The sequence below is a fragment of the Pedobacter sp. GW822-FHT03F06 genome, assembly GCF_058801365.1.
This window is the reverse complement of sequence record NZ_JBXANE010000023.1, coordinates 1-13,606: the sequence shown is the minus strand read 5'-3', so window position 1 is coordinate 13,606 and position 13,606 is coordinate 1. Positions and strand designations below refer to the sequence as shown.

Here is a 13,606-nt window from a genome sequence, read left to right as displayed (position 1 = left end):
TACCAAGCTTTCTTCTTGTAATACTATTTGAAAGAAGAAAAATCAGTTTGATAAACCAAAGGAGATGACGATACCTCGCTAAACCACTAATTAAAGTTCATCAAGGGCAAGGTTTAGTTTCAACACATTTACCGATGAAGGACCAAAAACACCCATGAATGGCTTAAGGGTATTCATCGCAACAAGTTTTTTTACTTTTTTCTCATCTATATTTCTGGCTTTTGCCACCCTCTGGATCTGAATGGCAGCACCTTGCTCAGAAATATTTGGATCAAGCCCGCTTCCTGATGCAGTAACCATATCGGCTGGGATATCTGATTTTTTGATACCTGGATTGTATTTCAATAAGGTATCAATACGCGACTGCACCTCTTTTAAATAATCGGGGTTGGATGGACCTTTGTTAGAACCTGCAGAACCCGCTGCATTGTAAGCAACTGCCGATGGTCTTCCCCAGAAATATTCTGGTTTGGTAAAAGATTGGCCTAATAGCGCATAACCTACTGTTTTACCATTTTTGGTGATTTTTTCTCCTCCACCTTTTCCGTTAGACATTTTGCCTATAAAGGCCACAGTGATTGGATATACTACGCATAACAGTACCAATAGGACTAGGGTTAAGCGGATGGATTGAATAATGTACTTTTTCATTTTATTTTTATTTTTATTTCTTTTGTTCGATTCGTCATTCCCAACTCGATTGGGAATCTTAAAGCTCTTGCATTACGATTCCCGCCTGCGCGGGAATGACGAACTCTCTTATACAAATAAGCCAACCAATAAATCGATTATTTTAATCCCAATAAATGGCGCTACTACCCCACCAATGCCATATATAAACAGGTTTCTGCGTAATAAAGCAGTTGCGCCGATAGGTTTGTAAGCCACACCTTTTAATGCCAAGGGAATCAGGATTGGAATAATGATGGCGTTAAAAATCACAGCCGACATGATAGCTGATTCTGGTGAGTGCAAGCCCATAATGTTCAGGCTTTGCAAGGCAGGAATGGAAGCAATAAACAATGCCGGAACAATGGCGAAATACTTGGCCACATCATTCGCAATGGAAAAAGTAGTCAGTGTACCGCGTGTAATAAGCAGTTGTTTACCGATTTCTACGATCTCGATGAGTTTAGTAGGGTCGTTATCCAAATCGACCATATTACCTGCCTCTTTTGCAGCCTGCGTTCCACTATTCATGGCCACACCAACATCGGCCTGTGCCAAGGCAGGTGCATCATTAGTCCCGTCCCCCATCATGGCTACCAGTTTACCTAGGGTCTGTTCGTCTTTGATGTAGTTCATTTTATCCTCAGGTTTGGCCTCAGCAATAAAATCGTCAACACCAGCTTTCTCAGCAATATATCTAGCAGTCAATGGATTATCACCAGTAACCATCACAGTTTTCACACCCATTTTCCTTAAACGTTCGAAACGTTCGCTGATACCAGGTTTAATAATATCCTGTAGTTCGATTACGCCAAGCGCTTTTTCATTTTCAGATACGACTAGCGGCGTTCCTCCATTGGTCGCAATGGCTTTCACATGATTTTCGATATCGGAAGGAAAAATATTTCCTGCTTTTTCGACAATATTCCTGATCGAATCGAAAGCTCCTTTTCTGATTCTTCTTCCATCAAGGGTGTCTAATCCACTTGAACGGGTTTCTGCAGTAAATTTGATAAACGTAGATCCCTCGGGTGTGCCGACAGATTTAATACCCTGCTCTGCAGCCAGTTCGATGATTGATTTCCCCTCTGGGGTTTCATCGGCCAAAGAACTTAGCACACAGGCATCGGTAAAAGCTTTGATGTTTACACCTGCAGTTGGATAAAAATTGGTCGCTTTACGGTTACCAATGGTGATGGTTCCGGTTTTATCTAAAAGCAGTACATCAATATCACCCGCAGTTTCTACCGCTTTACCCGATTTGGTAATTACATTGGCTCTTAGCGCCCTGTCCATTCCGGCGATACCAATTGCAGATAAAAGTCCGCCAATGGTGGTTGGGATCAGACATACAAACAGCGAGATCAGCGCAGCAATGGTAATCGGTGTATTGGCATAATCGGCAAAAGGTTTAAGCGTTACACATACAATGATAAACACCAGGGTAAAACTGGCCAATAAAATGGTTAAAGCAATTTCGTTTGGTGTTTTCTGGCGCGATGCACCTTCAACCAAAGCAATCATCTTATCTAAAAAGCTTTCTCCGGGAGCTGTGCTCACCTGAACTTTAATCTCATCAGATAAAACTTTTGTACCGCCTGTTACTGAAGATTTATCACCTCCGGATTCGCGTATTACAGGAGCAGACTCGCCGGTAATGGCCGATTCATCAATGGTGGCAATACCTTCAATAATTTCTCCATCAGTTGGAATGGTATCGCCTGTTTCGCAAATAAATACATCGCCTTTTTTTAACTGGTTGGATGAACGGATTTCGATGGTTCCGTTAGCCAAAAGTACTTTTGCAGGTGTTTCTTCCCTTGTTTTACGAAGACTGTCGGCCTGAGCTTTTCCTCTTGCCTCCGCAATAGCCTCGGCGAAGTTTGCAAACAACACGGTAAGCAAAAGCACTAAAAAGATGAAGAAATTGTATAATGGCGATCCTTGCCCACTGTGGCTAAAAGAGTATACGGTAACATACGCCATTACCAGTGTTCCGATTTCGACGGTAAACATAACGGGATTACGGACCATTACCCTTGGGTCAAGCTTGATGAAAGATTGTTTTAGCGCGGTCTGCACCAAGGCAGGTTCGAACAATTTATTATTGGGTTTCATTTTCTTTTAATTTATTTATTGATTGTCATCCTGAGCTTGTCGAAGGACCTTTGATGAATGCATTTCGACTATTTGTCCCGATTTTTTATCTGAAGGCTCAAAGTGACAACTCTCATTTATTTAAGCATGGTAAAATATTCCGCCAACGGTCCTAAAGCCAAGGCAGGGAAATAAGAAAGTGCATTTAACACTATAATAACCGCAAAAGTCATCAGGGCAAAGGTTTTGGTATCTGTTTTAAGCGTACCAGCCGATTCAGGAATGAATTTTTTAGCGCCTAGTAATCCAGCGATGGCAACAGGCCCGATAATCGGTAAAAAACGGCCTAGGAAAATCACAATACCGGTAGATAAGTTCCAGAAAATATTGTTATCGCCCAATCCTTCAAACCCAGAGCCGTTGTTGGCGTTAGATGAAGTCATTTCATAAAGCATCTCAGAGAATCCATGGAAACCAGGGTTATTGAGCCAGTTTTTAGGTTGCACTGCCCAAGCTGCATCACCATGGCTAGTAAAGATATAACTGGCGATCGCAGTTCCCGCAAGGATCAAAAACGGACTTAACAAAGTGATAATAGCCGCAATCTTAATCTCTCTGGCTTCTACTTTATGCCCAAGAAACTCCGGCGTTCTGCCCACCATCAAGCCTGAAATAAATACAGCAACAATCAGGTATATGAAGTAATTTAATAAACCTACGCCGCAGCCTCCGTAGAATGAGTTGATCATCATTCCAAGTAATTGCCATGTGCCTGACATTGGCATGGTACTATCATGCATGCTGTTTACCGAGCCGGTAGAAATAATTGTCGTCACAGTTGCCCAGTAAGCAGAGGCAGCCGGACCGAAGCGGACCTCTTTTCCTTCCATTGCGCCTATTGTTTGCGAGATACCCATTTTGGCCAGTGCCGGATTACCGCCCAGCTCTGAGCTAAGCATAGGTAAAAGCAACATGAACAAACCAATGGTCATAACCCCAAAAATGGTCCAAGCCAGTTTTTTCCTGCGGATAAAATAACCAAATGCAATTACCATTGCAATAGGAATAATTACCTGCGCAACCAGCTCAACCATATTGGTAAAGTAGCTTGGGTTTTCAAATGGATGTGCCGAATTGGCTCCGAAATAACCGCCACCGTTAGTGCCTAAGTGTTTAATGGCAATCAATTGAGCCGCTGGCCCTCTTGAAACATGTACAGTATCGCCTTGCAGCGAGATAAACTGATCTTTACCCTCATAGCTCGCCGGGGTACCGTTAAAAGTTAAGATTAGTGCCATCACAAAAGATAATGGCAACAATAAACGGGTAATTGATTTAACAAAGAATTCCCAAAAGTTGCCCAGTTCTGTTGTTGTTTTATCTCTAAAAGCTTTGAAAAGGACTACCGCAGCCGCTATACCTGTTGCAGCGCTTACAAACTGAAGAAACATCAGTACGTATTGCTGAGTGAGGTAACTTACGCCACTTTCGCCCGAATAATGCTGCAGGTTACAGTTGGCAACAAAGCTGATAATGGTGTTGAAGGCCAGATCTGGCGTCATCGCAGGGTTGCCATCCGGGTTGAATGGGAGTTTATCCTGGAAGATGAGTACAAAAAAACCGTAAAACAACCACAGTATATTAATGGTAAGCAGTGCTTTTAACTGCTGTTTCCAGTTCATCTGTTCTTTAATGTTGATTCCGGAAAGCTTGTAAATACCAGTTTCCAATGGCTTTAAAAAATCTGTCCAGACTTTTTCTCCTGCAAAAACCTTAGCCAGGTATTTACCCAGTGGTATTGCGATGACCAGGGTGAGCAGGAAGGTGGCGATAATGCCTGTTAATTCAGTGTTCATTTTTTGATTTGTTAATTATCCTCCGTAGAGGAGAAAGGATTAAAATTTTTCGGGTTTGATCAGCACGTAGATCATATAGATAAATACGGCGATGGCGATAATGAATAATGCGATCATAATGTTAGATTTTTTCGAACCAGTCGATTGATTTGTAAGTAGCCCAGCAGAGCAGGATGAGAATTAAAAAAATTAGTATTGTCATGATATATTGATTTTACATGCCATTAGCCAACTCTTATACCACAAAAGAAAAACAAATCACAAACAAATGATTTACAGTTAGTTACAAATAAAAAGAACTTTTAAATTTAAATTAGACATAAAAAAACCCTTCCATTTTGGAAAGGTTTTTTTCATTTGGGAAGACGATGATATTGTTGTCATTCTGAACTAAACTCTGGTCTTAGCGTCTCGCTAAGACCTCACAATTAAATTCCGTGTTCTCCGGGTCTTCGTGGCAAAAACTATAGTCTTAGCGAGACGCTAAGACTAGGAAAGAGCATCTCGCTAAAACCTCATAATATAATTCCGTGTTCTCCGGGTCTCCGTGGCAAAAACCAAATCTTAGTGAGAAGCTAAGACTAGGAGAGCTCCAAAGTTTCAAGTAAACTGATGTAAATATCAATCCCTTCTTCAATTTCCTCAATGCCAATAAACTCATCGGCAGTATGAGAGCGTGCAGAATTACCTGGCCCCATTTTAACTGAAGGCATATCTAACCAGCCTTGATCGGAGCTTGTTGGCGAAAGGTAGGTTTTCCTGCCAAGCGAAAGTCCGCTTATTACAACAGGATGAAGCATATCGATAAAAGATGGCTTTAATACATTTGGCCGCAAAGTAAAATGGCATGAGGTATGATTGACAATGGTATTCACGATTTCCCTTTCGGTATAATTATGGTCGAAACGGATATCTACCGTAAAACTGCACTCAGCCGGAACAATGTTGTGTTGAATACCTGCCCTGATCTCTGTAACCGTCATTTTAACAGGCTGTGGTTGATCGTCCATAATAGGAAACAGATAATTTTTGAACCAGTCGATATCTTTAAGGGCATGGTAAATGGCATTATCGCCTTCCTCTCTAGCCGCATGGCCTGAGCGGCCTTTCGAAACGCAGTCTATTACCATCGAACCTTTTTCGGCAATGGCCATATGCATACCCGTGGGTTCGCCTACAATGGCAAAAGAGATTCCTGTAATATCAGGTAATATGCTGCGGATGCCCAAGTCTCCCGAGGTTTCTTCTTCTGCAGTTGCCGCAAGACAGAGGTTAAAGGGAAGATCTTTTCGATCATAGAAATACAAGAAAGTAGCGGTTAAAGCCACCAGCGGACCACCCGCATCATTACTACCCAGTCCGTATATTTTTTCATCCTCTATAATCGGACTAAAAGGATCTCTGCTATATTGATCATTAGGTTTAACCGTATCGTGATGAGAGTTTAACAGGATGGTTGGCTTTGAAGTATCCAGGTGTTTATTGTAACACCAGATATTATTGTATTTCCTAAAAGTGTTTATGCCTTGCAGGTTTAAGAAAGATTCGATCTGATTGGCAGTTAGCATCTCATCGCCACTGATAGAAGGAATAGCGATTAAGGAGGAAAGGAGTTCGAGTGATTCCTGGTAGAGGTGGTTAAGGTCAGGACCTTCGGTAAGTTTTATTTTACTGATCGTGTTCATGGTAATGTGATTAGGTATTTTAAGAATAAATAACTTCCTGGCAGAGCTCAGCTTGCTGATAAACCACCGGCTGTGCATCAGCAAAGTATTCCGGATCGAAAAGCATAGCGGTACAGAGGCAATTGCATTTTTTCTTGCGTGTTAAAATATCGTAGTTCACACAGCTTTTGCAGCCTTCCCAGAAATGCTCATCGTGGGTGATCTCGGCAAAACTGACTGGCAGAAAACCAAGTTTGGCATTCATCCGCATAATTGCCGGGCCAGAGGTAATGCTAAAAATTTTCGAATTGGGATACAATCTTCTCGACATCTTGAAGATTCTGTTTTTGATGGATCTGGCTACTCCAGAATTCCTAAATTTGGGTGCAACAATAAGTCCTGAGTTGGAAACGAAACGTTCATTTTCCCAGGTTTCGAGGTAAGAAAAACCTACCCACTCGCCAGTATTAGTTAAAGCAATAACTGCCTTGCCAGCAGCCATTTTCTCAATTATCGAGGCTAAGGTTCTTTTTGCAATGCCCGAACCTCTTGCGATAGCTGACTGTTCTGTTTCCTGTATAATTTCTTTTGCGTAATGTGCATCGCCTTGATCAGCAATGCGGACAAAAATGATGTGGTTATCCATTATGATTTAAATTTCATGCCAGGCCAATCACAAAGGGAATGCCCAAACCAGTATTAATAAACAAATAGCAGTTTAAACAATGATAATGGCCTTTATTTTTTTTCTTCGGCTAGCATATTTTGAAAGCACATTACTAAAATGGAAGGGTTAATTTCATTATGGTAAACTATTGCTCCATTTAATAATTCTGAGTATCAACAAGCCGAAAAACCTTATTTGCACATTACACGTATGTTAGTGAACCAAACAGACATATAATGAGAAAGGGCAGGATAATACACATCGATAAATCGGTTGGCTTTGGGTTTATACAAGACGAAAATGAACAGGAAATTGCATTTTGTTTAGCAAATCTTAACGAAAATATTGATACAGGTGACCTGGTAGAATTTAGAATCGAACTAATGGCGCATGGGCTAATGGCCACCAACCTTCGCCTATTATTACTTATTTAAATGCACGTTTTAAAATTATTTTTGTATATTATATATAGCAAGATGATTATTTATCAAAAAAGATCTCTTTTTGAACCTAAAAGTTTATAACATTATGCCCAATTCTAACAACAGTTCTTTTGTACAGCCACTTCTTCAGTATATGGAACAATACCATAAACTTTCCAGTAGCCTTATTGCACAGTATGAAAAACATTGCTCATTGGTCATAGTCAGAAAGAATAAACACATTGTTTCCCCTGTCGACAGTAATGCAGCACTTTACTTTGTAAAAAGTGGCATTGTTCGTGGTTTTATAAAAGACCGGGCCAAAGATATTACCACCTGGTTTTGTTTTGGGAATAATATTGTAGGCGCCATTCGTCACCCTGATTTACAAGCTAACCACTCTGTAGAATATTTACAGGCGTTAGAAGATTGCGAATTGATCCGCATTCCTTATACGTTAATCGATTATGCCTACGCTCATTTCGAAGAAGCCAATATTATCGGACGAAAACTGTTAGCAGTACATTACTATGCTGCATCCGAAAGATCTATTCTGGCCAGAATACCTAATGCGTTGCGACGGTACCAAAAGCTGGCAGAAAGCGGAAAAATAGACTTAAACAAAATACCGCTCCGCTATCTGGCAAGTTATTTAGGAATGAGATTGGAAACCTTAAGCAGGGTAAGAAGCAAAGAACTGCATAGAACCGAAAATCGAGGCATTCCAGTATCAATAGAAGTGTAATACATTAAACCCCGCAGTTTAGTTTGGATGAGAATCCTCCAAAAAACAAAGCTCATAATAATGATCGGGCTCTTCTATTAATCAACTAAACCTTATAAATACTAGCCAAATATTTATGATTAAAAAGTAAGTTAAGTCTATTAATTGAAAATTAAGTTAGAATTAAATGAAAGAAAATAACTTAGCAATATCGAAAATATTCATAAATTAAAATCAAGTACAAGAGCAGGAACGCCCTCATACTGATTTGCACTATCATCCATAAAAGACGCTCAATAGATATTCCTAATATCCAAATGGTGTGTAATGTAACGACTCTCAATCATAATTTATTAATTTTAGTCCATCCAGTACCCATCCAAAAATACGCACACATTAATATGTGGATGATTATGCAAACTGTTAAAATGGTTATATTGCGGCACTAAATCATAATGAATAACTCAAAAAACGCTAATCTTAACAAGCTGTTCTCATTTCTATTAAAAAAGGAATGCGTAATTGCCATTTATATGCTATTGGCTATTGTAGCAGGTTATAAACAGTACCACCATCATTCTTACAATAATTATCTGATTTTCAAATATGTATATTGGCATACAATTGATCTTCAAAATTTGTACGATAACTATTCCGAATACCGAGATAGTAACCACTATGGCCCTGTGTTTTCGGTTTTTATTGCGCCATTTGCATTATTACCCGATGGTTTAGGTGCTATCCTTTGGAATATAGCCAATGTATCGATACTGCTCTGGGGAATTTACAGTCTCCCTATATCTTTAAACAAAAGGACTATTATTGCCTGGATCTGTGCACACGAAGCCTTAACTGCACTCTTTAGTTTTCAGTTCAATATTGCCCTAACAGGGATTATTTTACTCAGTTTTTCTTATCTTATTAAAAAGAAAGAAATACAATCTGCTTTTTTTATCGCCTTTGGTACTTTGGTTAAACTATATGGAATTGTTGGACTGGCATTTTTCTTTTTTAGCAAGAACAAGTTAAAATTTATCATAAGCTGTTTTATTGCTTTTGCGGTACTGTTCGCTTTACCTATGGTTATTTCATCTCCGGCATTTGTAATTCAATCATATACCGACTGGTACCATTCCCTTGCCCATAAAAATGATTTAAATGCATCATTAACTTCCTTCCAGGATATTTCTTTGATGGGTATTGTACGGCGGGCAACAGGTAACATAAATATTCCCAATGCTCCATTTTTATTGGTTGGTCTTGTACTATTTGGTTTGCCTTATTTACGGATTAAGCAATATAAACACCTCGGCTTTAGGTTAATGTTATTGGCATCGACACTTATTTTTACGGTTATATTTAGCAGCGGTTCTGAATCGCCAACCTATATTATCGCTTTTGCAGGTGTTGCCATTTGGTTTACGGTGCAACAAAACCCTAAAAAAGGATGGATAATAGCCTTATTTATTTTTGCATTTATATTAACCAGCCTGTCACCAACCGATATTTTCCCAAGGTCGTTTAAAGAATTTATTCGTCTATATTCGCTTAAAGCCCTACCTTGCGTTATCATTTGGCTAACCATAATTTATCAAATGATGAAAGAAGATTTTGAGTCTTATCTGATTGCCGATAAATGAATAAACTAGTTTCTATAGTAATCCCTGCTTACAATGAAGCCGATAATATTTTTGTAATAGCCGAAAGTATTAAAAAAGTTTTTTCGACCATCAATTACGGTTATGAAATTATCCTGGTGGATGATGGAAGTGCCGATCATACCCTCGAAAAAATAAAAGATTATGCCTCAACAGCAGGTAATATATTTTTCCTCGAGTTTTCTAAAAACTTTGGCCATCAACTGGCGGTTAAAGCAGGCATGGACCATGCTTTTGGCGATTGTGTAATTTCGATGGATTGCGACATGCAACATCCTCCTGAACTGATTCCGGAAATGCTGCAGAAATGGGAGGAAGGTTTTGAGGTGGTGTATACCATCAGGGAAGAAGATAAAAATTTATCAAAAGGAAAAAGAAGTTCATCAAACCTATTCTATAAAACCTTAAACTGGTTATCAGATATTGATCTCGAACCGGGCGCAGCCGATTTCCGCCTACTTGATCAAAAGGTGGTTAGCGTTTTTAGGAATTTCCATGAAAACGAGCCCTTTCTACGTGGTTTGGTCAAATGGCTTGGTTTTAAGCAATTCGCCATTCGTTACAATCCGGCAGCCCGTTTTTCGGGGAATAGCAAGTATACCTTTAAAAAGATGTTAAGGCTGGCGTTGCACGGTGTTACCTCTTTCAGTATAAAGCCGTTGTATTCGGCAGTTTATCTAGGGTTCATTCTGTCATTTGCCTCAGTATTGTATATACCCTATATTATTTACGCATTTGTAAACCATGTAGAAGTTTCAGGTTGGGCTTCGGTTATTATGACTATTGTCTTTTTTGGAGGGTTACAGCTCATTATCTTGGGCATTATAGGTATTTATGTAGGCAAAATGTTTATGCAGTCTAAAAACCGCCCTAATTATATTATCCGTTCAACCAATATCCCCCAAAAATAAAATGGTACTGTTAAGTTTTGATATCGAAGAGTTTGATATGCCTTTTGAATATGGAAAAAATATTTCATTCGAAGATCAGATTGCCATTTCGAGGGCTGGCACCATTACCATTTTAGATATTTTGGATAAATATGAAGTGAAGGCTACCTTTTTTTGTACGGTTACTTTTGCCGAAAATATTCCGGATCTGATTAAAAGGATTACCGAAACGGGCCACGAACTCGCCTCACATGGTTACTATCATTCTGATTTTAAACCAGAGCATCTTCTCCAATCGAAACTAAAATTAGAAGAACTCTCTGGCAAAGAAATTACAGGTTACCGCATGGCCAGAATGATGCCTGTTGACGAAAAGGAAATTGAAAAAGCCGGATATACTTATAACACGTCTATTAATCCAACCTATTTACCAGGGCGATACAACAATTTTAATGTATCCAGAACACACTTCATCAAAAATAATGTACTGCAGATTCCAGCTTCCGTAAGCCCATTAATTAGGTTTCCGTTATTTTGGCTGTCTTTCCACAATCTGCCTTTAGGCATTTACAAAACATTAGCCAGCTGGACATACAAAAAAGATAAATACCTGAATATCTATTTCCACCCCTGGGAATTTACCGATTTAGAAGATTTTGACCGCTTTGGTTTCCCAGCTTATGTAAGAAAAAACACGGGCATAAAAATGGCAGAACGCACAGAAAATCTTATTTCGTGGATGAAAGCTAAAAATTATCCCTTTGGCACCTTTCAGGAATTTATCAGTACTATTTCTTCAAACTGATAACTGCCGATTGTAAACTGAAAACTATTTATACGTTTCGGCCAATTTAAGTGCATTGTAAGTATTAACAATACCTCCGCTAACACATATTTCGCTAAAAGGCGTTCTAACATTCTCCCCCTTTTCATTTTTATATTTCACCTTGTGTGTTACTTTCGAAACAGATTTCATGATAATCTCCCTTACCTGTGCTGGTTTTAAGTCTGGGTAATAGCTTAAAATTAAGGCCGCTAAGCCAGCCACAACAGGGGAGGCCATACTCGTTCCATCAGCCTCTTCATATTTATTATCAGGAACAGTTGATTTGATTAAAAATCCCGGGGCAAAAACATCTACATTGTATTTGCCATAATTAGAGAAATCAGCCTTTAGGTTATCATCATCTTTATAAGCACTTGCCCCTACTTCGATCCAATTATTGGCATGGGGAAGGTTAAACTTTGCTGAGTCGATGGGTACAGGTTTTATTAATGCAGATCGGTCATAAGCTGGCCTCATGCCCATTCCGTTATTCTGTGTCATTGGCTTTGGTGGGGTAAAATCAGGCTTGCTAGGTTTTTTATTGGCTTCTTTATAAGTTTCAGCCTCTTTACTGTCGAAAAACTTATTAGGGAAATTCTCTTCAACATCATTATTCTGGTTATCGTTTCCGGCTGCATGCACCAATAATACACCTTTAAGTGCTGCATATTTTACTGCCGAGTCTACTGCTTTTTTATCCCATTTGTAGCTTTTACCAAAACTCATGTTGATGACTTTAGCACCATTATCAACCGCGTATCTGATGCCATTGGCAACATCTTTATCACGCTCATCTCCGGTAGGTACCACCCTAATGGCCATAATACTTACATTATTGGCTACGCCCAAAATACCTGCCGAATTTGTACGATCGGCGCCAATAATCCCCGATACGTGTGTACCATGAAAAGCATCAGGGCCTTTTACATCATTGTTCCCATAATCTTTCTGATAAGGATTGCTATAATCATCGCCAACCAGTTCTGCACGCATATCATATTTAGGGTTTAAGTTGTACTTCAGCATCGCATCGTATTGCTTGTATCCCTCTTTTATGTTTTTATAAAATTTCTCGAAACTACCATCCTCTTTGGCACCTTTTCTGATGATTGTTTTTACCTGCTCTTCAGTTTCATCATCAGCTTTGTACTGGTCAACATCCTCCATCGTCGGGACCTCTTTTTTATTGATCTTGGCTACAGAATCTAAAACTTTGTTAATTGCAATCAGAACAGAAAAAGTATTGCTGGCATCTTCGTATTTCTTACCAAAATCACCCACCATCTTCTTATACAGTTTAAATTCTTCCTTCTGAGTACTATCTAAAGGCGTTAAATTGGTTGTTGATTGATATTTAGGCGTATAAATCCTTAATAAACGCACCAATTCCAAATTGTCAAATTCTAGATTACCTTTTTTTGAACCAATGAAATTCCAGCCATGGATATCGTCAACATAACCATTACCATCGTCGTCTATTCCATTTCCAGGGATTTCTTTTTTATTCGTCCATAAAACATGCTGCAAATCTGGGTGATTGGTATCTACTCCACCATCAATTACCGCCACAATGACATTTTGCTTAGGTTTTTTATCTTTTAAAAGTTCACGATAAGCTTTCTCCGTACTGATACCAAAATATCCATTCTCCAATAAATCGAGATTAAACCAATTTGCAGGCAGTTGTACATTCTTGCTCTGTGCAAAAGCGCCAAAATTTATACACAAAATAAAAGCAAGAAAAGTTAATTTCTTCAGGTTCACATTCATCATCATAATATGTACGTAATACTACAATAATACGGTTTTATTACCTGGAGGCTGAAAGATTTTACATTTTTTAACAAGAGTAGAATAATCGGTTTTTGGAGCGCAATAGCAGTAAAATGTAGGTCGGGTTCCGTCCTGCTGTGCGCTGCAATCCTTTTTGGAAACCCCTTATGATAAACAAGACCTATGCCCAAAAACGATTTCCGCTGCCATCAGGGCTATTGAACCTGGGACAGTAGTGTAAAACTCAGCGGAGATCAGCGTAAACAGGCCCTTAACTTTTCTTAACTCCTTAAAACGGTAGTAATAAGCCCCGTTACAGTTTTCCACCATTAAGGAATTAAGGCCATTAAGAAAACCAGG

Annotated in this window: 13 protein-coding genes; 5 read left to right on the top strand and 8 right to left on the bottom strand. The window is 39.1% G+C overall.

The window, feature by feature from the left end; translation table 11 throughout:
• Positions 1-90 precede the first annotated feature (90 nt).
• The 6 genes from AC1RJ8_RS25055 to AC1RJ8_RS25030 all read right to left on the bottom strand — a co-directional run bounded on the left by AC1RJ8_RS25055 (position 91) and on the right by AC1RJ8_RS25030 (position 6,932).
• Positions 91-651 carry a K(+)-transporting ATPase subunit C gene (locus tag AC1RJ8_RS25055; protein WP_492956258.1) on the bottom strand — a complete coding sequence of 187 codons (561 nt, stop codon included), beginning with the start codon at positions 649-651 and terminating at the stop codon, positions 91-93.
• A gap of 108 nt (positions 652-759) precedes the next feature.
• The gene (gene kdpB, locus AC1RJ8_RS25050) at positions 760-2,787 is read right to left on the bottom strand and encodes a potassium-transporting ATPase subunit KdpB (protein WP_492956257.1); all 2,028 of its coding nucleotides are present in this window, start codon (positions 2,785-2,787) and stop codon (positions 760-762) included.
• A gap of 116 nt (positions 2,788-2,903) precedes the next feature.
• A complete protein-coding gene (gene kdpA, locus AC1RJ8_RS25045; RefSeq protein ID WP_492956256.1) occupies positions 2,904-4,622 on the bottom strand; it encodes a potassium-transporting ATPase subunit KdpA in 1,719 nt (572 codons plus the stop codon).
• Between the two features lie 39 nt (positions 4,623-4,661).
• Positions 4,662-4,739 (bottom strand): potassium-transporting ATPase subunit F, encoded by a 78-nt coding sequence (locus AC1RJ8_RS25040; RefSeq protein WP_082035969.1) that lies wholly within the window; start codon positions 4,737-4,739, stop codon positions 4,662-4,664.
• Between the two features lie 464 nt (positions 4,740-5,203).
• The gene (locus AC1RJ8_RS25035) at positions 5,204-6,307 is read right to left on the bottom strand and encodes a M20/M25/M40 family metallo-hydrolase (RefSeq protein WP_492956255.1); all 1,104 of its coding nucleotides are present in this window, start codon (positions 6,305-6,307) and stop codon (positions 5,204-5,206) included.
• A gap of 19 nt (positions 6,308-6,326) precedes the next feature.
• A complete protein-coding gene (locus tag AC1RJ8_RS25030; RefSeq protein WP_492956254.1) occupies positions 6,327-6,932 on the bottom strand; it encodes an N-acetyltransferase in 606 nt (201 codons plus the stop codon).
• Between the two features lie 257 nt (positions 6,933-7,189).
• Here AC1RJ8_RS25030 and AC1RJ8_RS25025 point away from each other — a divergent pair, with 257 nt between their 5' ends.
• From AC1RJ8_RS25025 to AC1RJ8_RS25005, 5 genes are all read left to right on the top strand, one after another.
• Positions 7,190-7,387, top strand: a complete 198-nt coding sequence (locus AC1RJ8_RS25025; protein ID WP_492956253.1) for a cold-shock protein — start codon at positions 7,190-7,192, stop codon at positions 7,385-7,387.
• Between the two features lie 94 nt (positions 7,388-7,481).
• Positions 7,482-8,120 carry a Crp/Fnr family transcriptional regulator gene (locus AC1RJ8_RS25020; RefSeq protein WP_492956252.1) on the top strand — a complete coding sequence of 213 codons (639 nt, stop codon included), beginning with the start codon at positions 7,482-7,484 and terminating at the stop codon, positions 8,118-8,120.
• A 434-nt stretch (positions 8,121-8,554) separates the two neighbouring features.
• Positions 8,555-9,739, top strand: coding sequence for a glycosyltransferase family 87 protein (locus AC1RJ8_RS25015; RefSeq protein ID WP_492956251.1), 1,185 nt, complete (start codon positions 8,555-8,557; stop codon positions 9,737-9,739).
• On the top strand, positions 9,736-10,668 hold the full coding sequence (locus AC1RJ8_RS25010; protein ID WP_492956250.1) for a glycosyltransferase family 2 protein: 933 nt from the start codon (positions 9,736-9,738) through the stop codon (positions 10,666-10,668). Before AC1RJ8_RS25015 ends, AC1RJ8_RS25010 begins: the two co-directional genes overlap by 4 nt.
• Position 10,669: 1 nt before the next feature.
• Positions 10,670-11,452 carry a polysaccharide deacetylase family protein gene (locus AC1RJ8_RS25005; protein WP_492956249.1) on the top strand — a complete coding sequence of 261 codons (783 nt, stop codon included), beginning with the start codon at positions 10,670-10,672 and terminating at the stop codon, positions 11,450-11,452.
• A 24-nt stretch (positions 11,453-11,476) separates the two neighbouring features.
• Here the strand turns inward: AC1RJ8_RS25005 and AC1RJ8_RS25000 are convergent, their stop codons facing one another.
• A complete protein-coding gene (locus tag AC1RJ8_RS25000; RefSeq protein WP_492956259.1) occupies positions 11,477-13,243 on the bottom strand; it encodes a S8 family peptidase in 1,767 nt (588 codons plus the stop codon).
• Positions 13,244-13,411: 168 nt separating this feature from the next.
• The coding region (locus AC1RJ8_RS24995; RefSeq protein ID WP_492956248.1) for a hypothetical protein at positions 13,412-13,606 on the bottom strand (195 nt) is incomplete at its 5' end.

Bases quoted from the DNA above. Each gene is read 5' to 3' on its own strand.
- AC1RJ8_RS25035 (WP_492956255.1), bottom strand. From the start codon at position 6,307: ATGAACACGATCAGTAAAATAAAACTTACCGAAGGTCCTGACCTTAAC.
- kdpA (WP_492956256.1), bottom strand. From the start codon at position 4,622: ATGAACACTGAATTAACAGGCATTATCGCCACCTTCCTGCTCACCCTG.
- AC1RJ8_RS25010 (WP_492956250.1), top strand. From the start codon at position 9,736: ATGAATAAACTAGTTTCTATAGTAATCCCTGCTTACAATGAAGCCGAT.
- AC1RJ8_RS25020 (WP_492956252.1), top strand. From the start codon at position 7,482: ATGCCCAATTCTAACAACAGTTCTTTTGTACAGCCACTTCTTCAGTAT.
- AC1RJ8_RS25025 (WP_492956253.1), top strand. From the start codon at position 7,190: ATGAGAAAGGGCAGGATAATACACATCGATAAATCGGTTGGCTTTGGG.
- AC1RJ8_RS25005 (WP_492956249.1), top strand. From the start codon at position 10,670: ATGGTACTGTTAAGTTTTGATATCGAAGAGTTTGATATGCCTTTTGAA.
- AC1RJ8_RS25015 (WP_492956251.1), top strand. From the start codon at position 8,555: ATGAATAACTCAAAAAACGCTAATCTTAACAAGCTGTTCTCATTTCTA.
- AC1RJ8_RS25030 (WP_492956254.1), bottom strand. From the start codon at position 6,932: ATGGATAACCACATCATTTTTGTCCGCATTGCTGATCAAGGCGATGCA.
- AC1RJ8_RS25000 (WP_492956259.1), bottom strand. From the start codon at position 13,243: ATGAATGTGAACCTGAAGAAATTAACTTTTCTTGCTTTTATTTTGTGT.
- AC1RJ8_RS25040 (WP_082035969.1), bottom strand. From the start codon at position 4,739: ATGATCGCATTATTCATTATCGCCATCGCCGTATTTATCTATATGATC.
- kdpB (WP_492956257.1), bottom strand. From the start codon at position 2,787: ATGAAACCCAATAATAAATTGTTCGAACCTGCCTTGGTGCAGACCGCG.
- AC1RJ8_RS25055 (WP_492956258.1), bottom strand. From the start codon at position 651: ATGAAAAAGTACATTATTCAATCCATCCGCTTAACCCTAGTCCTATTG.